We start from the raw sequence: 17,810 nt of genomic DNA, 5'->3' as shown, positions 1-17,810 counted from the left end.
CGGCACGCGCGGGTCCCGGTTCTCACACCCGCCGCCGCGCCTTCCGGGCCCGCCGCACCACGGCGGCGGCACCCAGAAGGGCCACCGTCGCGCCCGCCGCGCCCGCGGCCGTCGCGTCCTTGCGCCCCAGCCGCCGGCCGGCGACCGTGTGCCGACCGGAGACCTCCTCCAGCAGCTCCGCGAGGACCTCCTCGTTGGTCCACTTCGGCCGCCACCCGGCATCGTGCAGCCGGCTCCCGCTGACCACCCAGGGGTACATCGTGTAGGCCAGGTCCCCCGCCGGGGACGGTGTGAGCCCGATCCGGTGCAGCCGGGCCGCGGCGCCGAGCGCGACCGCCGACGGCAGCTCCATCCGCCGGATCCCGCTCAGCTCCTCGACCTCCTCCTGCTCGAGCCAGCCGTCGCAGCCGACGGCGAGTTCCCCGTCGACCTTCTCCAGGACGGCGTACTCCAGCGCGCCGCAGAGGTCCTCGACGTGGCAGAACTGCCACGCCGGCCGGGATCCGGCGACGACGAGCAGCCGGGGCGACTCGAAGTACCGGGTCAGCGCCGTGTCCGTGCCGCCGACCAGGACGGCGGGCCGGACCACGCTGACGTTCAGACCCGGGTGCGCCCGGGGCGCGCGCCGGGCCAGCCGTTCGATCTCCAGCAGGTCGCCCACGCCCGTGGCCTCGGCCGTCGCGCGGAGCTCGGCGTCCTCCGAGAGGGGCAGCTCGTTGTCCGGCAGCGCGCCGTAGACCATCGCGGAGGTGCACAGCACCACCCGGGGCACCCCGGCCGCCGCGGCGGCCGTCAGCACGGTCTGGGTCCCCCGGACGTTGTAAGCCGTGCGCGCGGCCGGATCGGTCTCCAGATCGAGGTCGAGCGCGAGGTGCACGACCACGTCCACGCCCCGCAGCTTGTCCGCGATCGCCGGGTCGCGGACGTCGAGGATGTGCCACTGGGCGTCGGCGCAGTCCCCGCGCCGCTCGTCGATGGCGACGACCCTCTTGATCTCCCCGGAGGCGGCGAGCCGCTCCGTGAGCAGGGCGCCCACCCCGGTGGCGGCGCCGGTGACCGCGACGACGGGCCCGCGCGCGGCGGGAGGGGTTGAGAGGTTTCGCGCTGCGCGAACCTGCGGATCTGGGGAACTCACCGGGCGTCTCCAGCGGTTGTCTTCAGTACGGGCGCGAGTGACGCGTACGTACCAGGTGCATCCATCCTGCCGCAGGCCTTCCGTGGGCGAAGCACCGAGGCCCGATCGGGTCGGGGTGTCTACGCTGGGTGGTGACGTCGGGCAGCCGCGCCGCCGGGAGAGACCGGTGGCCTTACCAGCCGAGGAATCCCGTGAGTGACACCCCATTCGGTTTCGGCCTTCCGCCGGAGGAGCCGGAAGACGGCGACGAGGGCAAGAAGAAGGACCAGCAGAGCGGTGGTGGTCAGGGCCCGGCCAACCCGTTCGGTTTCGGCGGCGCGCCCGGGGCCGGGGGCTTCGGCGCCCCCGGCGCCGACAATCCGCTCGCAGCCATGTTCGGGTCCCTGAACCCCACCGACCTGGGCGCCGCGTTCCAGCAGCTGGGCCAGATGCTCTCCTACGAGGGCGGCCCGGTGAACTGGGACATGGCCAAGCAGATCGCCCGCCAGACGGTCGCCCAGGGCGCCCCGGACGGCACGAAGGACGCCAGCGTGGGCCCGGCGGACCGCAAGGCGGTCGAGGAGGCCGTGCGCCTGGCCGACCTGTGGCTGGACGACGCGACGTCCCTGCCGTCGGGCTCCGCCTCCGCCGTGGCGTGGTCCCGCGCGGAGTGGGTCGAGGCGACCCTGCCCGCATGGCAGGAACTGGTCGACCCGGTCGCCGAGCGCGTCGGCGCGGCCATGGGCGACGTCCTGCCGGAGGAGATGCAGGCCATGGCGGGCCCGCTGATCGGCATGATGCGCTCGATGGGCGGCGCCATGTTCGGCACGCAGATCGGCCAGGCCGTCGGCGTGCTGGCGGGCGAGGTCGTCGGCTCCACCGACATCGGCCTGCCGCTGGGCCCGGCCCGCAAGGCCGCGCTGCTGCCGGCCAACGTCGAGGCCTTCGGCAAGGACCTCGGCGTCCCGCAGGAGGAGGTGCGGCTCTACCTGGCCCTGCGCGAGGCCGCCCACCAGCGTCTGTTCGCGCACGTGCCGTGGCTGCGCTCGCACCTGTTCGGCGCGGTCGACGGCTACGCGCGCGGGATCAAGGTCGACACGGCCAAGCTGGAGGACGTGGTCGGCCAGTTCGACCCGCAGAACCCCGAGCAGCTGCAGGACGCGCTGCAGCAGGGCATGTTCCAGCCCGAGGACACGCCCGAGCAGAAAGCCGCCCTGGCGCGTCTGGAGACCGCTCTGGCGCTCGTCGAGGGCTGGGTGGACGCGGTGGTCCACGCGGCCGCGAAGCCGCGTCTGTCGTCGGCCGACGCCCTGCGCGAGACCCTGCGCCGCCGCCGCGCGACGGGCGGTCCGGCCGAGCAGACGTTCGCCACGCTGATCGGCCTGGAGCTGCGTCCGCGCCGGCTGCGTGACGCCTCCCGCCTGTGGGCCTCGCTCACGGACGCGCGCGGTGTCGACGGCCGGGACGACCTGTGGCACCACCCCGACATGCTGCCGACGGCCACCGACCTGGACGACCCGGACGGCTTCGTGCACCGCGAGCAGATGGACTTCTCCGAGCTGGACAAGATGCTCGGCGAGGCCGCCGACAAGCCCGACCTGCGCAAGAAGGACGACGGCGAGACCAAGGGCGACGACACCGAGTGAGCCTCCACGACGACGCGGTCCTCGTCCTGAAGGGGTACGAGGGCCAGGAGGAGCTGCGCCAGGTCTACCTGGACCACCTCGCCACGCATCCCGACGGCCTGTGGAAGGCCTGCGGCGACGGGCACATCACGGCGAGCGCGCTGGTGATCGACCCGGAGCGGGGCCGGGTGCTGCTCACCCTGCACCGGAAGCTGCGCATGTGGCTCCAGATGGGCGGTCACTGCGAGCCGGGCGACCACAGCCTGGAGGCGGCGGCCCTGCGGGAGGCGACCGAGGAGTCCGGTGTCGCCGGGCTGACCCTGCTGCCCGGCGGCCCGGTGCGCCTGGACCGGCACCCGATCCCGCCGCCGTGCCACTGGCACTACGACGTGCAGTACGCGGTCCTGGCCCCGCCCGGCGCCGAGCACGCGATCAGCGACGAGTCGCTGGACGTGCGCTGGTTCGCCTACGACGAGGTGGCGGACGTGGCCGACGAGTCCGTCGTACGACTGCTGGAGGCGACGCGCGCCCGGCTGTGAACGGGTGAGGGGCGGCCGCACCGGCGGCCGCCCCTCCCGTCCGTTCGCGGGACGGTCAGCTCCAGACGTTGCCCTGGTTCTGACCGCGGGCCCCCTGCTGCCCCATGCCGAACTGGGCCGCGAGGCCCTGCCCGATCGCCGCGTTCTGCGGCGGCAGCAGCTCGCTGGGCTGCACCAGCGCGAATCCGGAGCCCATGAAGCTCAGCTCCCAGCCCTCGCCGGTGTTGCCGCGCCTGCGCCACACGCCGGAGGAATGCGTCTGCGCCTGCATCTGCACGCGCAGCCCGGTGGACCAGGCGACGATCGCGTCCGCGTCGCAGTTGACGTACTTGTCGGGCGTGACCTGCATGAGCAGCGGGGCGCCCGAGGTCATCAGGGCGACCTTGCCCCGTCCGGTGATGTTGAGCTGGTACTTCCCCGAGCCGGAGATGCCGTAGAGGCTGTCGACGGCGATGACCTCGTGGTGCAGCGAGGAGTCCATGGCGAGGACGTAGGAACTGTCGACCGTCAGCCCGTCCTGCTCGACGTCCATGACGTGCACGTGCTGGGCGAGGTTGGCGAGGTAGACCGCGCCCTGCCCGTGACAGCGCATCAGGTCCAGGCCCTCGCCGGTGCGCGCACGCGCGCGTGCCTGGTTGTTGCTGCGGTACTCGGCGTCGAACTCGACCAGCCCCTGGTAGGCGACCATGGTGCCCTTGCGGGCGAGGATGTCGTCGTGGCCCTCGAGGGTGACGCGGAGCATCTGCTTGTTCTGCAGACTCCAGCGCTCCTGGGTCTGCAGGTCGTTGTGCGCGAAAAGCGGGCTCTGCATGGTGTTCTGGCTCCCCCTCAGCCCCGGACTCGGAGGCGGTCGGTGCTGTCCTCGCTGGGCTGGACGACGACGATGCCCTGGCCGGAGAAGGCCATCTGGTAGGCCTCGCCGCTGCCCCGGCCGATCAGCGACTGCGCCTTGAAGCTGCGCTTTCCCTTCACCTTCAGGTTCGGGGACCAGGCGACGAGCGCGTCCGGGTCGACGTACGTCTCGTCCTCGCCGCCACCGCAGTCCACGACGATCGGCTTGCCGCGGGAGGTCAGCGCGACCCAGCCCTGCCCGGAGATCTTCGTGTTCCACAGGCCCTGCCCGGCGAACTTGGCGAGCCCCTTGACGCGCTCCACGCCCCAGGTGAGGTGGGCGTCGAAGGCGAGCAGGTTGGTGGCGTTGACGGAGATGCCGTCGCCGTTGAGGTTGATCACGACGACGTCGGCGCCGTAGTCGGCCAGGTAGAGCAGGCCGTCGCCGGAGCACTTCATCAGCGGGGCACCCTCGCCGGTGATCCAGTCGCGGGCGATCTGGCGGACGGCCGGCGGGTTCGGCTCGTACTGGATGAAGCCTTCGTAGGCGACCATCGACCCCACGCGCGCGAGGAGGTCGTTCCCGGTCTGCATGGCGACCTTCAGCATGTGGTTGCCGTGGTTCTCCATGCGGGCGGTGACGGGTGCGGGGGCGTAGCCCGCGAGCGGCTGGTTCATGACGGGCTCCCTCAGACCTCGTACGGCTGGACCACGATGAAGTTGCCGGGCGCGCCCCGGAACTGCAGGTTGACGCTCTCGCCGGTGTCGCCCGGGTAGGCGTTGCGGCGCATGCGGACCTGGCTGGAGACGATCACCTGGGAGGCGGCCGACCAGGCGACGACCGCGTTGCAGTCGGCGAAGGTGGTCGGCGTGACCGGCAGGACCACGGGTGTGCCGTGCGTCTTGACGACGATCGTGCCGGTGCCCTGGAACTGCATGGTGAACAGCGCGCCGCCCGGGATGCCGTGTCCCTCGACGCGGCGGACCTCGTACTGGAGGCTCTCGTCGAAGGCGAGGACGTTCTCCGCGGACACGCAGATCGCGTCGCCCTGGAGCTCGACCGGGTGCAGGTGGGTGGAGTTCTCCGCGAGGAACACCTGGCCCTGGCCGGTGCAGCGCATCAGCTGCATCTCCTGGCCGGTGGCGTTGCCGACGAGCCGCCCGGCGAAGCCGGCGCCCTTGTAGCTGAAGTCGACCTTGCCCTGGTAGAGCACCATGCTGCCCTGCCGAGCGAGCACGGGCTGTCCGCCGACGCCGAGGTCGACGCGGATGAGCTTCTTGTTCTGCTGCGTCCAGCGCTGCCCGGTCGGCGTCTCCTTGAACGCCTGGAGCGCGGCCGTGACACCGGCACCGCCCTGGGGCGCGCCCTGCGGCACTCCGTAGGGGGCGGTCTGCTGACCGGGGACCTGACCGTAGCCCGGCGGCATGGGAGCGGTCGGCTGGCCGCCGTAGGAGGGCGGCTGCTGGCCGTACCCGGGAGGCATGGGCGCGCCGGGCTGGCCACCGTAGGGCGGCTGCTGGGGCGGCTGGCCGTAGGGCGCGGGCGCCGGGGCCGGGGGCGGCACGGTGCCGCCGGGGGGCTGGTGCAGCGGGGCGATGACCGTCGGCGCGCCGTGCATGTTCGGTGCGGGTGCCGGGGCCGGCGGCGGGGTGTGCCCGGGCGGCGGCGCGAAGCCCTGTGCGGCGGGCTGGGGCGCGGGGGCCGGGGCGGGCGGGGGCGCGGAGGCGGCCGGAGCGCCGAACGAGGGCGGTGCGGCGGCCTGGGCGGGCGGGGCGAAGCCGGGCGCCGCGCCGGACTGCGGGGCCTGCGGGGCGGCCGGCGCCTCCTCCTCCAGCACCTGGCCGCCGAAGTTCTTCAGCAGCGCGTCCAGGCCGCCGTCGAAGCCCTGGCCGACAGCCGCGAACCGCCAGCCGTCCTTGAAGTAGAAGTCGCCGAGCATCACGGCACGCTCGGTGGAGAACTCCGCGCCGCTGAACGAGTAGCGGGCGACCTCCTCACCGCCCGCCACGATGCGCAGGTATCCGGGGGCGATCTGCGACATCTGCCCGGCGCCGTCGAGGGTCGCCGTGAAGGACAGCTTGCGGATCTGCGAGGGGATGCCGTCGAGCGTGACCCGGAAGGACTCCGTGTCGCCCGCCTGGGCACCCAGCAGTTGGACGGACTCCTCCGGGGTCTTCGGCTGGTTGAAGAAGACGAAGTACCGGTCGTCCGACAGGCGCTCGTCGGCGTCCAGACCGAAGCAGCTGATGTCGAAGGTCAGTCCGGGGCCGGTGATCTGCACGCCTACGTACAGATCCGTGCCCGCCGTGAGGTCACTGATCCTGGCCTTGTGGCCGCGTTGGAATTCCCTGGCCATGCGTTACGACCGTCCCCCATCCCGAATGCGATTGCGTCGCGCCAGGCTAACGGCAATGGCCGACATCGGCCCCGGTCGGGCCCGGTCGGTACAGACCCGGTACACAATCGCACCCGACCGCTCATCCGGGCGGGCGGGCCGGGGCCTCACTCGTCCCGTGCGCCGGGCAGGTGCGGGAGCCGCTGCGCGGCGACGACCCCTTCGAGGTAGCCGCGGGCGCGCTCGGTGCGCGGGTAGGCCTCCAGCAGCCGCCAGAAGTCGGGCCCGTGACCGGGCACCAGCAGATGGGCGAGCTCGTGGCACAGGACGTAGTCGACGACGTACTCCGGCATCCCCTGGAGCCGGTGCGAGAGCCGGATGCTGCCCTCGGCCGGGGTGCACGAACCCCAACGGGTGTTCTGGTTGGTGACCCAGCGCACGGAGGCGGGCCGGGCCCGGCCGTCGAAGTACTGGGCCGACAGCCGCGCTGCGCGCTCGGCCAGCTCACCGTCGCCCAGCTGCCGACGGCTCTCCTGCGCGGCGAGCTTGTCGAGCATGACGGTCACCCAGCGCTGCTCCTCCGCCTTCGACATCCGGGCGGGGATCAGCACGACGGTGCGATCGCCCTCGCGGTACGCGGAGACGGTCCGGCGACGCCGGGCACTCCTGCGTACCTCGATCGCGCTCGCCTTCGAGCCGCCGGGCGGCTGGCTCGTCGTACTGCGCTGTGGGTTTCCGGCGCGGTGCAGTGGGTCGGCGGGCACGCCCCGACGTTACCCGGTGGGCAGGGCCGAAGTCCCGGCTCGGGGACGGTGGAATGTCGACGCCCCACCATGCGTCTGATTCGTACGACCGGCCCGGGTGGCCGCTTTACGGTAATTCATCATGACTGATCAGTACGACAAATACCCCACACCTGTGGACAACTTCCGGCACCCGGCGCACGGGCCGGGCATGCTGGCAGGCGTCGGCGGAGCGTGACCGGTTCCACCGGCGGACGGATGTTCCGGGCGTTTCTACGGATACGGGGGCAAGTCATGCATCCGATGGTGAAGCCGGCGCTGCGGCGCGGCTGGCGCGACCTGAACACCGTGCAGTTCGGGATGACCCCGGCGCACGCGCTGACGCTGGGGCCGTTGGACACGGCGACGGGCGGCTTCCTGGACCTGCTCGACGGCACCCGCGGGCTGCCCCTGCTGCGCGAGGAGGGCCGCCGCACGGGCCTGCCCGACGGCCGGGTCGACGCCCTGGTGGAGCGACTGGCCGGGGCCGGCCTGGTGGACGACGCGCGCGGCGGCGGACCGGACGCGGACGCCCTGCGCGAGAAGCGGGAGGTGCTGGGGCGGCTGCGCCCCGACCTCGCCTCGCTGACCCTGACCACGTCCGAACCGGGCGGGGCGCTCGCCCGGCTCGCCGCCCGCCGTGCGCTGCGCGTGCAGGTGCGGGGCGCCGGCCGGGTCGGCGCGCTGCTGGCGTCGGTGCTGTCGGGCGCGGGCGTCGGCGAGGTCGACGTGCGGGACGACGGCCGCGTGGAGCCCTGGGACGTGGCACCGGGCGGACTGCCCGCGGAGTCCGTCGGCGAGCGCCGCGACACGGCGGCGCGGGCCGCGGTCCGCCGCGCGGCACCGGACCGGCCGCCGCGCCGCCCCCACTCCCCCGGCTCCGGCGCCGCGGACCCCGGTCTCTCCCTGGTGATCCTCGCGCCCCGGGACGACGTGGCGGTGCACGCCCCGGATCCGCGCACCGCCGAGCCGCTCCTGGCCTCCGGGACGCCCCATCTGTACGCCGGCGTCGTGGAGGGCACGGGGGTCGTCGGGCCGCTCGTCCTGCCCGGCGAGTCGGGCTGCGCCGGCTGTCTGCACGAGGACCGCACGGACCGCGACCCGGCCTGGCCCCGGCTGATCTCCCAGTGGGGATCCGGCCGGGCCCGCCGGATCGGAGCCTGCGATCTGACCCTGGCCACGGCGGTCGCCGGACTGGCCGCGGCCCACGCCCTGGCCTTTCTCGACGGCGGGTCGCCCGCCACCGCCGGGGCCCGCTGGGAGGTGTCCGCACCCGGTCTGACCTGGCATTCCCGGCCGGTTCGACCTCACCCGGCATGCGGCTGCGGTGCGGCGGAGAGAGGGAGGGAGAGTGGTAAAACGGAGCACTCCTCAACCGATGGACGACCACGCGCGACAATGGCGGTGCAACGGCCGTCCGCGAAGCGACGAAGCGAAGCAGACGCGGCGCGGCCGACTGGGACCTGGAGGGCGCATGTCTGATCTTCCCCGGAAGGCGGTCACCCGGACCGCCAAGCTCGCCGCGCTCCCGCTCGGCTTCGCCGGCCGGGCGACCTGGGGGCTGGGCAAGCGGATCGTGGGCGAGTCCGCGGAGATCGTCGGCCGTGAGCTGCAACAGCGCACGGCGGAGCAACTGTTCAAGGTGCTCGGCGAGCTCAAGGGCGGCGCGATGAAGTTCGGGCAGGCGATGTCCGTCTTCGAGTCGGCGCTGCCCGAGGAGATCGCCGGCCCCTACCGTGCGGCCCTGACCAAACTCCAGGACGCGGCGCCCCCGATGCCGACCCGCACCGTGCACACGGTGCTCGAGGAGCGCCTCGGCCCGGACTGGCGTGATCTGTTCGAGGAGTTCGAGGACAAGCCGGCGGCGGCGGCCTCGATCGGCCAGGTGCACCGCGCGGTGTGGCACGACGGTCGTGAGGTGGCCGTCAAGGTGCAGTACCCGGGGGCCGGCGAGGCCCTGCTCTCCGATCTCACGCAACTGAGCCGCTTCGCACGGCTGCTGGGTCCGCTCATCCCGGGCATGGACATCAAGCCGCTGATCGCGGAGTTGAAGGACCGCGTCTCCGAGGAGCTGGACTACGCGCTGGAGGCCCAGGCCCAGACCGCGCACGCGGACGTGTTCGCCGCCGATCCGGACGTGGTCGTCCCCGCGGTGGTGCACCAGTGCGAGCAGGTGCTGGTGACCGAGTGGATCGACGGCATCCCGCTGTCGGAGGTCATCTCCGACGGCACCCCCGAGCAGCGCGACCGGGCCGGGCAGCTCCTCGCCCGCTTCCTGTTCTCAGGGCCGGCCCGCACCGGTCTGCTGCACGCCGACCCGCATCCGGGCAACTTCCGGCTGCTGCCCGGCGGCCCGGCCGGCGAGGACGACTGGCGGCTGGGCGTCCTGGACTTCGGTACCGTCGACCGCCTGCCCGGCGGGCTGCCCCTGCCGATCGGAGTCTCGCTGCGGCTGACGCTGGACGGGGAGGCCGAGCGGGTCTACGAACTCCTCTGCGAGGAAGGGTTCGTGAAGGAGTCCATAGAGCTCGAACCCGACGCGGTCCTCGACTACCTGCTGCCGATCATCGAGCCGGCCCGGGTGGACGCCTTCACCTTCACCCGTTCCTGGATGCGCGGTCAGGCCGCCCGCGTCGCCGACCCGCGCTCCCCCGCCTATCAGCTGGGCAAACGGCTGAATCTGCCGCCGGCCTACCTGCTGATCCACCGGGTGACCCTCAGCACGATCGGTGTGCTGTGCCAGCTCGGCGCGACGGTGCGACTGCGGGAGGAACTGGAGGAGTGGCTGCCGGGCTTCGTCGGCGACGACGTCCCGGCCGAGGAGGAGCCGGCGGGCGCCTGACCGGGTGGCGTGCCCGGTGGCCGTGGCCCGGCACGCCTCAGCCGGTTCCGGGGCCGCCGGGCCGGCGGTGGGCGCAGTCGATCTCGTTGCCGTCGAGGTCGGTGACGTATCCGAGGTTGCCGTTGGAGTGCACGGTCACCGATCCCGGCCGCTGTTCGACCTCGAAGGGCTCGTAGGCGTGGGTCGTTCCGGAGAAGGGACGGCCGCCGCTGGTGTCGACCGACCAGACCATGAAGGTCTCGCCGGGAAGCAGCCAGTGGTCGCTCCCGTACGGTTCGAGGATCAGCTCCAGCAGTTCGTCGGTGTCGTTCGTGATCCTCATGCGCGCCACCGGCGCGTCCTGTGCCGCCACTGTTCCCCCGTCGTCGCACGGACCGTCCGGGCCGGCAGCGTACCGGTCAGGTCGCACGGTCCGGAGCGGGGATCTCACCACCAGGACGAGTCGAGCCGTCCCTCGATCGCCCGCAGGTTCTCCCGGGAACAGGTGTCGCAGAAGTACTGGCGGACGCCGTTCTCCACGGAGCAGGTCCAGGTGACCGGCTCGGGGCCGTCGGCGAGGGTGCCGCAGCGGGCGCACACCACGGGGCCGCTGCCGGCGGTTGAGCTGCCCTGGTCGGTGCCTCCGGGAAGACTCGTCACCCGGCGACCATAACCCCGCGGTCGGCGGATCGCCGCGCACAACGCACCGCGGGGGCCGGTCCGTTCGGCCGGACCGGCCCCCGCGGGGAATGCTTCGCCTCCCTGGGCCGGGAGGCCACCGCTGTTCAGGTGTGCTCTTTACTGCATGACGGCCATGGCGAGCGCGCGGCGGGCACGCAGCGAGGCGCGCTCGGCGCGGCGCTGCATCCGCTGGGCGACCGCCAGGCGCATGGCCCGGCGTTCGCGCACGGCGTCGTGGAGTCGCTCGTGCATATGCGCACGAGCCAGGGCTTCTTGCATGAGTTGCATTTCTCGGTTCCTGTTCTGCCGCGCTTCGGTAGCGCCGGTGGAGGTGAAGTCTGTGGTCGCGGAGCCAGTGCGCTCGCTGGTGGACGGCTTCATCGGGGCCTGCTTCTTGGGGTCGTGCGTGAGGGGGCGGTCGATCGTTCCTGCGGTGTTCATGCCGTGACCGGGTTCTTGCGCGGACGACCACGCGGCCGCTTCCGGGCGACGACGACGCCCTGGACGAACAGCTCGCCACCCCAGACGCCCCAGGGCTCGCGCCGCTCCTTGGCGCCGGCGAGGCAGGCCTCCATCAGCGGGCAGGTGCGGCAGAGGGACTTGGCGTACTCCACGTCCGCGGGCGACTCGGCGAAGAAGACCTCCGGGTCGTAGGAGCGGCAGGGAACGGGTACGCCGAGGTTCTCGATGGCGTCGTCGAGCGCGGTGAGCGCGGTGAGGGGGATCAAGGTGGAGTCCTCCGTGAGGCCGGGCGGGGGGATCGTTTGCGAAGGCGGTACGGACGGGGCGTGCGCTTCGAGTTGCACGGGGTGTCTTCCTCGTCTGGTCGTTCCGGCCGGTTGACCGGGTGTCGGCTGGTACCGGGTTCTTTCCTGTCCCGAGGCCCCTTCGCTCTGTCGCCCCGTTCGGGGCAAACAGAAGGGCCGCGGATCCCGGGTGGGGTTCCGCGGCCCTGAAGGCGCCGGCCTGATCGAATCAGGCTGGATCACTCCAGGGTTCTGGCCCACGGAAGGCCCACATCAGGTGGTGCTGCTTCGTCTGCTTCCGGAATCCGGCACCGGCCGGCGCAAAGGCATAGGCATGTGCCTGCGCCTCTACCGCTTCCAGTGCCTTGGTCGGTCGCTCATTGCCCTCGCGGACGGGAAGACCCGCGAGAGACAGGGCGGACGCCGGACGGACGGCACGAATGCCGGACAGACCGGTGCCCTGGTTCGAGGCGCCGAGCATGCACGTGGAGACGGCCGAGCGATCGGTCAGTTTGGCCGTGCTGATGGTGCTGAAGTTGATGCTGATCACTGGACTCGCCTCCTCTCGGCGTCTCAAGGGCTGGGACGAACCAGCCCGTTCGGATATGCAAGTACATCACGGAACCGCGGTCTTGGAGAAGGCCGCCGCTTCCGTGCCTAGAACCTATGGGGATTGCCGGGGCATGCGCAAACTATTTTTTCGACGAGTTCGCATCAGTCGTCCAGGCCGTCTTCGCCAGGCTCCTGGCCTGCGCAGATGGCCAGAACATCGGCTCCGTAGCTGCGCAGCTTGCGGCTGAGGACGCCGGGGATGCGGGAGAGCTCGGCGGGGTTCTCCGGCCGGGCCTCGGCGATGGCCATCAGGGTCCGGTCGGTGAAGACGCAGAAGTCCGGCTGCCCGCTGCGCCCGGCCTGGACCGCCCGCCACTCGCGAAGCCGCTCGTAGAGCCCCTCGTCCATGTCCGAGGGGCAGTCCTCACAGCGCATCAGCTTCATCTCGCCCGCGTCGGTGAGGGTGCGGCCGCAGACCCGGCAGCGGGCCGGGACCCGCTGGGCGCGCCGGGGGGCGGCGGCCGCGGCACCGGCGATCCCTCGCTCGACTCCCCCTCCGGTGCCGGCGCCGCTGCGGCCCACGGTGGCGGTGGTGCCGGGGCGCAGGCCGTCGAGGAAACGGCTGGGCCTGCGGTTGGGGCGGCCGCCGGGCGAGCGGGAGAGGGCCCAGGAGACGTAGAGCCGCTCCCGGGCACGGGTCACGCCGACGTACAGGAGCCGGCGCTCCTCCTCGATCTGCTCGTCGGTCTTGGCATAGCTGATGGGGAGCATGCCCTCGGCCACGCCGGCGAGGAAGACGACGTCCCACTCCAGGCCCTTGGCGGCGTGCAGGGAGGCGAGGGTGACGCCCTGCACGGTCGGGGCGTGCTGGGCGCCCGCCCGCTCGTCCAGTTCCGCCACGAAGTCGCCGAGGGAGGCGCCGGGTCTGGCGGCGGCCAGGTCGTGGGCGAGGTTGACCAGGGCGGCCAGGGACTCCCAGCGCTCCCTGACCGCGCCGGAACCGGCCGGGGGCTCGGTGGTCCAGCCCTCCCCGGACAGCACGGCACGCACCTGGGAGGGCAGGTCCACGGCGTCGTCCAGGAGCGAGTCGTTGCCGCCGAAGCGGGCCGCGCCGCGCAGGGCGACGCCGGCCTTGCGCACCTCGGGCCGGTCGAAGAAGCGTTCGGCGCCGCGTAGCTGGTAGGGGACGCCGGCGTCGGCGAGGGCCTGCTCGTAGGTCTCGGACTGCCCGTTCGTACGGAACAGGACGGCGATCTCGGCGGCCGGGACGCCCGCGTCGATCAGCTCGCGGATACGGCGGGCGGCGCCCTCGGCCTCGGCGGGCTCGTCCGTGTACTCCGTGTGGACGGGTTCGGGGCCGGAGGGGCGCTGGGAGACCAGTTCCAGCCGATGGTCGGCGGCGCGGCCGCGGGCCTGGGAGAGCAGACCGTTGGCAAGGCGGACGACCTGGGGGGTGGAGCGGTAGTCCCGGACCAGCTTCACGACGGTGGCGCGGGGGTGCTTGGCACGGAAGTCGAGGAGGTGGTCGGGCGTTGCTCCCGTGAACGAGTAGATCGTCTGGCTGGCGTCACCGACGACGCAGAGGCTGTCGCGCTCGCCCAGCCACAGCTCCAGCAACCGCTGCTGCAGGGGGCTGACGTCCTGGTACTCGTCGACGACGAAGTGCTGGTACTGCGAGCGGACCTGTTCGGCGATGTCGTGCCGGTCCTGGAGGACGGCGACGGTCAGCAGCAGGACGTCCTCGAAGTCGATCACCGCGCGGTCGCGCTTGAGGTCCTCGTAGGCCGCGTAGAGATGGGCGATCTCGGACGGGTCGCGCGGGGTCTCCCGGCCCGCCTTCACTGCCGCGTACGGGTAGTCGGCGGGGATGGTCTGGGTGACCTTGGACCATTCGATCTCGGAGGTGACGTCCCGCAGCTCGCCCCGGTCGAGCCGGGTGCCGCAGGCGGCGGCCGCGTCGGCGACGAGCTGGATCTTGCGGTCGATGAGCCGGGGCATGCCGCCACCGATGGCTTTCGGCCAGAAGTACTGGAGCTGGCGCAGGGCGGCGGAGTGGAAGGTGCGGGCCTGGACGCCCTGGGCGCCGAGCTGACGGAGCCGGCCGCGCATCTCCCCGGCGGCGCGATTGGTGAAGGTGACGGCGAGCACGCTGGAGGGCTGCAGAATCCCGGCCCGCACCCCGTAGGCGATGCGGTGGGTGATCGCCCGGGTCTTGCCGGTGCCCGCTCCGGCCAGCACGCACACTGGCCCGTGCAGGGCGGTGGCCACCTCGCGCTGCTCGGGGTCGAGCCCCGCGAGCACCGCGTCGGCCGAATCCGGTACCTGCGGGAAGAGGGTGGAGTGCGTTGCTGCTGTCACACAGCCATGCTGCCAGGTCGCCGGAGACGGCTGTGCCGGTTGTCCACAGGCGGGTACCCGCGGTCGTACTAATGCGGCAGGTGTCACATCCGGGGCCCATACCCCCATGGGGAATGGCCTGCCGATCGCTGACGTTCTACTCCCCGGACGAAGTTTCCGAGCAGCCTGAGGAGCGCGAGAGACATGCAGGGCACTGTGACGATGTACAGCACGACTTGGTGCGGTTACTGCCGGCGGCTGAAGAGCCAGCTGGACCGGGAGGGCATCGCCTACACCGAGATCAACATCGAGCAGGACCCCGAGTCCGCCGCCTTCGTGGAGAAGGCGAACGGTGGAAACCAGACGGTCCCGACGGTCCGGGTGGTCTCCGGCTCCGGCGGCGACGAGGTCGTCATGACGAACCCGAGCCTCGCCCAGGTCAAGCAGGCCCTCACCGCCTGACCTCTCACGCTGCACGACCCCCGACGGCCCGGCTGTCGGGGGTTTCGTGTGCCCGCCCGCCGGCTCCGGAACGGCGACGGCCCCAGCGTTGCCGCCCGGCTGTCGGACCCTCCGTCTACCGTGCGCGTCATGGACATGGACGACCCGCAAGACGTAGGCGCAGCGTTCTGGGCGCAGATTCTCGGCTTCACGATCAGCGAGGAACCGCCCCCGCCGGACAGCCCCCTCGGCCGGGTGGTCGCCTTCGTCGCCGAACACGGTGAGGAAGCGCTCCGGGACGAACACTTCGAGGCCGCGCGGGAGGGGCGTCCCCTGCTCCCCTGAGAGATGCGGGGGCCGCCCTCCGCGGCCGGCCGTGTGCCCGGGGCGCGCGGGCCCCGGGCACATGGTCAGACGAAGCTGCGCGTCGGCAGGGGCTTGCCGTACCACATCTCGATCAGGCGGGCCGCGATCGAGATGCCGTAGGGCGGCAGGACCTCGCCGGACTCGAAGGCCTCGTGGAGCTCCGCGCGGGAGAACCAGCGGGCCTCGTGGATCTCGTCGCCGTCGACGTCGATGTCGGTCGACGTGGCGCGCGCCATGAAGCCGAGCATCAGGCTGGACGGGAACGGCCAGGGCTGGCTGGCCACGTACTCGACCGGACCGACGGTGACACCGACCTCCTCGCAGACCTCGCGGCGCACGGCCTGCTCGATGGACTCGCCCGGCTCGACGAAGCCGGCGAGCGTGGAGAAGCGGCCCTCGGGCCAGTGGACCTGGCGGCCGAGGAGGATCCGGTCCTCCGCGTCGGTCACCGCCATGATCACGGCCGGGTCGGTGCGCGGGTAGTGCTCGGCGCCGCAGGCCGGGCAGCGGCGGATGTGGCCGGCGGCGGCGATCACCGTGCGCTCGCCGCAGCGGGAGCAGAAGCGGTGGGTGCGCTGCCAGTTCTCCAGGCCGACCGCGTGCACCATCAGCCCGACGTCGCGCGGCGACAGCAGCAGGCCCGCCTCCCGCAGGCCCGCGGGGCGGGCGGACTGGTCGATGCGGCCGGGCAGGGAGTCCTTCTGCAGCGCGAAGTAGCTGACGCCCTCCTCGTCGATGCCCAGGAAGTACCGGTGTGCCTCGGTGAGGGGCGCCTCGAAGGACGGCGTCATGACGAGTTCGGTCCGGCCCTCCGGGGTCTCGTCGATCAGCACCTGGCCGCCGGAGACGACGAAGCAGCGGGTGGTGGGGTGGCTCCACGCCGCCGCGAGCCAGGCCTCGTCCAGCCGGTGGTGCGCGGCACGGTCGAGGCCGCTCGGGGCGGTCAGCGAGATGGGTCGGTCTGCTGTGTCGTCGGTCCAGGTGGTCACGGGTGCTTCCAACTCCCCCAGGTGCGGTTCTCGTATCGGCGGACGGTTCGGCGGGGCGCCGGGCGGGAGGGCACGGGGCCGGGCGTCGGCGGGCGTACGGGGCGGTCCTTCCAGTGTGCCCCGCGCGCGGCGCCCTCCCTTGCGGCGCCGGCCGGTCAGGGCGTGCGGCTCCAGTGAGCGGCCAGGTCGCCCCACAGGTAGGCGCTGGTCTCGACGCCTTTGAGGAGGAGGTCCAGTTCGACCTTCTCGTTGGGGGCGTGCCAGCCGTCGGAGGGGACGGAGATGCCCAGGAAGAGCACGGGGGCGCCGAGGACTTCCTGGAGGTCGGCGGCGGGTCCGGAGCCGCCCTCGCGGGTGAAGCGGACCGGCTTCTCGAAGGCGCGGCCCATGGCACGGACCACGGACTGCAGGGCGGGGTGGTCGAGCGGCGTCAGGCACGGGCGCGTGGCCGCGCCGAAGACGATCTCGTGGCGGATGCCGGCGGGGACCTGCTCGGCCGCCCAGTCGCGGACGGCCTTCTCGATGTGGTCGGGGTCCTGGCCGGCGACCAGCCGGAAGGACAGTTTCACCATGGCCGAGGACGGGATGATCGTCTTGCCGCCGGGGCCCTGGTAGCCGCCGCCGATGCCGTTGACCTCGGCGGTCGGGCGGGCCCAGATCCGCTCCAGCGTGGTGTGCCCGGCCTCGCCGTGTGCGGCGCGGGACTTGGCGGTGCGCAGCCAGCGCTCCTCGTCGAAGGGCAGCTCGGCGAAGAGTTCGCGCTCGTGGTCGGTCAGCTCGACGATGCCGTCGTAGAAGCCGGGGACCGCCACGCGCGCGTGCTCGTCGTGGAGGGCGGCCACCAGGCGGGCGGCGGCGGTGGCCGGGTTGGGCACGGCGCCGCCGAAGGAGCCCGAGTGGATGTCCTGGTCGGGGCCGTACAGGCGGATCTCGCAGTCGGCGAGGCCGCGCATGCCGGTGCAGACGGTGGGGGTGTCCTCGGACCACATGCCGGTGTCGGAGACGATCACGGCGTCGGCGGCGAGCTGCGCCGCCCGCTCCTCGACGAGTGCCCTGAAGTGCGCGGAGCCGGACTCCTCCTCGCCCTCGACCAGCAGCTTCAGGTTGACCGCGGGGGCGGTGCGGCCGGTGGCGGCGAGGTGGGCGCGGACGCCGAGTGTGTGGAAGAACACCTGCCCCTTGTCGTCGGCCGCCCCGCGCGCGTAGAGGCGGTTCTCGCGGACGACCGGTTCGAAGGGGTCGCTGTCCCAGCCGTCCTCGACGGCGGCGGGCTGGACGTCGTGGTGGCCGTAGACGAGGACGGTGGGCGCCTCGGGGTCGTCCGAGGGCCATTCGGCGAAGACGGCCGGGGCGCCCGCGGTCTCCCAGACCTCGGCGGTCGGGAAGCCCGTCTCCCTGAGTTTGCCGGCGAGCCAGTCGGCGCTGCGCCGCACGTCGGGCGCGTGGTCGGGCTGGGCCGACACGGACGGGATGCGCAGCCATGCGGCGAGATCGTCGAGGAAGGCGGCGCGGTGCCGCTCGATGTACGTGCGGACGGCGCTGTCCGGGGTCTGGCTCATGCTCACGACCCTATCGGCCTTCACGGGCGTCCTCGGCGGGCGGTACGTCACACTCGGGCCGCCCGCGGGCCGCGCCCCGGTGGCCTTCGGC

The 17,810-nt window shown here is 72.6% G+C and carries 19 protein-coding genes; 6 read left to right on the top strand and 13 right to left on the bottom strand.

Annotated elements, in window-relative coordinates:
• Positions 1-22: 22 nt before the first annotated feature.
• A complete protein-coding gene (locus tag ACF08B_RS32225) occupies positions 23-1,135 on the bottom strand; it encodes an SDR family oxidoreductase (protein ID WP_392320622.1) in 1,113 nt (370 codons plus the stop codon).
• Positions 1,136-1,326: 191 nt separating this feature from the next.
• Here ACF08B_RS32225 and ACF08B_RS32220 point away from each other — a divergent pair, with 191 nt between their 5' ends.
• Together ACF08B_RS32220 and ACF08B_RS32215 are read left to right on the top strand one after the other, a co-directional pair.
• Complete coding sequence (locus ACF08B_RS32220; protein WP_093474871.1) at positions 1,327-2,760, top strand: zinc-dependent metalloprotease; 1,434 nt, start codon at positions 1,327-1,329, stop codon at positions 2,758-2,760.
• A complete protein-coding gene (locus ACF08B_RS32215; protein ID WP_392320621.1) occupies positions 2,757-3,278 on the top strand; it encodes an NUDIX hydrolase in 522 nt (173 codons plus the stop codon). Before ACF08B_RS32220 ends, ACF08B_RS32215 begins: the two co-directional genes overlap by 4 nt.
• Before the next feature lie 55 nt (positions 3,279-3,333).
• Here the strand turns inward: ACF08B_RS32215 and ACF08B_RS32210 are convergent, their stop codons facing one another.
• From ACF08B_RS32210 to ACF08B_RS32195, 4 genes are all read right to left on the bottom strand, one after another.
• Positions 3,334-4,089, bottom strand: a complete 756-nt coding sequence (locus ACF08B_RS32210; RefSeq protein WP_392320620.1) for an AIM24 family protein — start codon at positions 4,087-4,089, stop codon at positions 3,334-3,336.
• Positions 4,090-4,106: 17 nt separating this feature from the next.
• On the bottom strand, positions 4,107-4,787 hold the full coding sequence (locus ACF08B_RS32205) for an AIM24 family protein (RefSeq protein WP_073889342.1): 681 nt from the start codon (positions 4,785-4,787) through the stop codon (positions 4,107-4,109).
• A gap of 11 nt (positions 4,788-4,798) precedes the next feature.
• Entirely contained in the window at positions 4,799-6,466 is a 1,668-nt protein-coding gene (locus ACF08B_RS32200; protein WP_392320619.1) for a TerD family protein, read from the bottom strand.
• 146 nt (positions 6,467-6,612) lie between these two features.
• Positions 6,613-7,209 carry a M48 family metallopeptidase gene (locus tag ACF08B_RS32195; protein WP_093474877.1) on the bottom strand — a complete coding sequence of 199 codons (597 nt, stop codon included), beginning with the start codon at positions 7,207-7,209 and terminating at the stop codon, positions 6,613-6,615.
• A gap of 273 nt (positions 7,210-7,482) precedes the next feature.
• Here ACF08B_RS32195 and ACF08B_RS32190 point away from each other — a divergent pair, with 273 nt between their 5' ends.
• Entirely contained in the window at positions 7,483-8,709 is a 1,227-nt protein-coding gene (locus ACF08B_RS32190; RefSeq protein ID WP_392320618.1) for a TOMM precursor leader peptide-binding protein, read from the top strand.
• The gene (locus ACF08B_RS32185) at positions 8,702-10,069 is read left to right on the top strand and encodes an ABC1 kinase family protein (RefSeq protein WP_392320617.1); all 1,368 of its coding nucleotides are present in this window, start codon (positions 8,702-8,704) and stop codon (positions 10,067-10,069) included. The genes ACF08B_RS32190 and ACF08B_RS32185 overlap by 8 nt, the downstream gene beginning before the upstream one ends.
• 37 nt (positions 10,070-10,106) lie before the next feature.
• On the opposite strand, the gene ACF08B_RS32180 is transcribed toward ACF08B_RS32185, so the two are convergent.
• The 6 genes from ACF08B_RS32180 to ACF08B_RS32155 form a co-directional block, all read right to left on the bottom strand.
• Entirely contained in the window at positions 10,107-10,391 is a 285-nt protein-coding gene (locus ACF08B_RS32180; RefSeq protein ID WP_392320616.1) for a hypothetical protein, read from the bottom strand.
• A 104-nt stretch (positions 10,392-10,495) separates the two neighbouring features.
• Positions 10,496-10,708 carry a hypothetical protein gene (locus ACF08B_RS32175; RefSeq protein ID WP_392320615.1) on the bottom strand — a complete coding sequence of 71 codons (213 nt, stop codon included), beginning with the start codon at positions 10,706-10,708 and terminating at the stop codon, positions 10,496-10,498.
• Between the two features lie 138 nt (positions 10,709-10,846).
• A complete protein-coding gene (locus tag ACF08B_RS32170) occupies positions 10,847-11,170 on the bottom strand; it encodes a hypothetical protein (RefSeq protein ID WP_093697478.1) in 324 nt (107 codons plus the stop codon).
• A complete protein-coding gene (locus tag ACF08B_RS32165) occupies positions 11,167-11,535 on the bottom strand; it encodes a WhiB family transcriptional regulator (RefSeq protein ID WP_037660091.1) in 369 nt (122 codons plus the stop codon). The genes ACF08B_RS32170 and ACF08B_RS32165 overlap by 4 nt, the downstream gene beginning before the upstream one ends.
• Positions 11,536-11,704: 169 nt before the next feature.
• Entirely contained in the window at positions 11,705-12,025 is a 321-nt protein-coding gene (locus ACF08B_RS32160; RefSeq protein WP_093474888.1) for a hypothetical protein, read from the bottom strand.
• Between the two features lie 164 nt (positions 12,026-12,189).
• Positions 12,190-14,493, bottom strand: coding sequence for an ATP-dependent DNA helicase UvrD2 (locus ACF08B_RS32155; protein WP_392320614.1), 2,304 nt, complete (start codon positions 14,491-14,493; stop codon positions 12,190-12,192).
• A 75-nt stretch (positions 14,494-14,568) separates the two neighbouring features.
• Between ACF08B_RS32155 and ACF08B_RS32150 the strand changes: the two genes are divergently transcribed.
• Together ACF08B_RS32150 and ACF08B_RS32145 are read left to right on the top strand one after the other, a co-directional pair.
• A complete protein-coding gene (locus ACF08B_RS32150) occupies positions 14,569-14,826 on the top strand; it encodes a mycoredoxin (protein WP_093474891.1) in 258 nt (85 codons plus the stop codon).
• Positions 14,827-14,955: 129 nt separating this feature from the next.
• Positions 14,956-15,150 (top strand): hypothetical protein, encoded by a 195-nt coding sequence (locus tag ACF08B_RS32145; RefSeq protein WP_093474892.1) that lies wholly within the window; start codon positions 14,956-14,958, stop codon positions 15,148-15,150.
• A 65-nt stretch (positions 15,151-15,215) separates the two neighbouring features.
• Here ACF08B_RS32145 and nudC read toward each other — a convergent pair whose 3' ends face one another.
• Positions 15,216-16,160 (bottom strand): NAD(+) diphosphatase, encoded by a 945-nt coding sequence (gene nudC / locus ACF08B_RS32140; protein WP_392320613.1) that lies wholly within the window; start codon positions 16,158-16,160, stop codon positions 15,216-15,218.
• A 155-nt stretch (positions 16,161-16,315) separates the two neighbouring features.
• Positions 16,316-17,719 carry a dipeptidase gene (locus ACF08B_RS32135; protein WP_392320612.1) on the bottom strand — a complete coding sequence of 468 codons (1,404 nt, stop codon included), beginning with the start codon at positions 17,717-17,719 and terminating at the stop codon, positions 16,316-16,318.
• Positions 17,720-17,810: the final 91 nt, after the last annotated feature.

Source organism: Streptomyces sp. NPDC015139, assembly GCF_043079785.1.
Taxonomy (GTDB): domain Bacteria; phylum Actinomycetota; class Actinomycetes; order Streptomycetales; family Streptomycetaceae; genus Streptomyces; species Streptomyces albidocamelliae.
The sequence above is the reverse complement of the archived record's forward strand: the minus strand, read 5'-3'. Positions and strand labels throughout refer to the sequence as shown.

What these genes read in the sequence shown, in the direction of transcription:
- ACF08B_RS32210 (WP_392320620.1), bottom strand. Translation starts at nt 4,089, where the DNA reads ATGCAGAGCCCGCTTTTCGCGCACAACGACCTGCAGACCCAGGAGCGC.
- ACF08B_RS32205 (WP_073889342.1), bottom strand. Translation starts at nt 4,787, where the DNA reads ATGAACCAGCCGCTCGCGGGCTACGCCCCCGCACCCGTCACCGCCCGC.
- ACF08B_RS32200 (WP_392320619.1), bottom strand. Translation starts at nt 6,466, where the DNA reads ATGGCCAGGGAATTCCAACGCGGCCACAAGGCCAGGATCAGTGACCTC.
- ACF08B_RS32190 (WP_392320618.1), top strand. Translation starts at nt 7,483, where the DNA reads ATGCATCCGATGGTGAAGCCGGCGCTGCGGCGCGGCTGGCGCGACCTG.
- ACF08B_RS32185 (WP_392320617.1), top strand. Translation starts at nt 8,702, where the DNA reads ATGTCTGATCTTCCCCGGAAGGCGGTCACCCGGACCGCCAAGCTCGCC.
- ACF08B_RS32180 (WP_392320616.1), bottom strand. Translation starts at nt 10,391, where the DNA reads ATGAGGATCACGAACGACACCGACGAACTGCTGGAGCTGATCCTCGAA.
- ACF08B_RS32170 (WP_093697478.1), bottom strand. Translation starts at nt 11,170, where the DNA reads ATGAACACCGCAGGAACGATCGACCGCCCCCTCACGCACGACCCCAAG.
- ACF08B_RS32155 (WP_392320614.1), bottom strand. Translation starts at nt 14,493, where the DNA reads ATGGGGGTATGGGCCCCGGATGTGACACCTGCCGCATTAGTACGACCG.
- ACF08B_RS32150 (WP_093474891.1), top strand. Translation starts at nt 14,569, where the DNA reads ATGCAGGGCACTGTGACGATGTACAGCACGACTTGGTGCGGTTACTGC.
- ACF08B_RS32145 (WP_093474892.1), top strand. Translation starts at nt 14,956, where the DNA reads ATGGACATGGACGACCCGCAAGACGTAGGCGCAGCGTTCTGGGCGCAG.
- ACF08B_RS32135 (WP_392320612.1), bottom strand. Translation starts at nt 17,719, where the DNA reads ATGAGCCAGACCCCGGACAGCGCCGTCCGCACGTACATCGAGCGGCAC.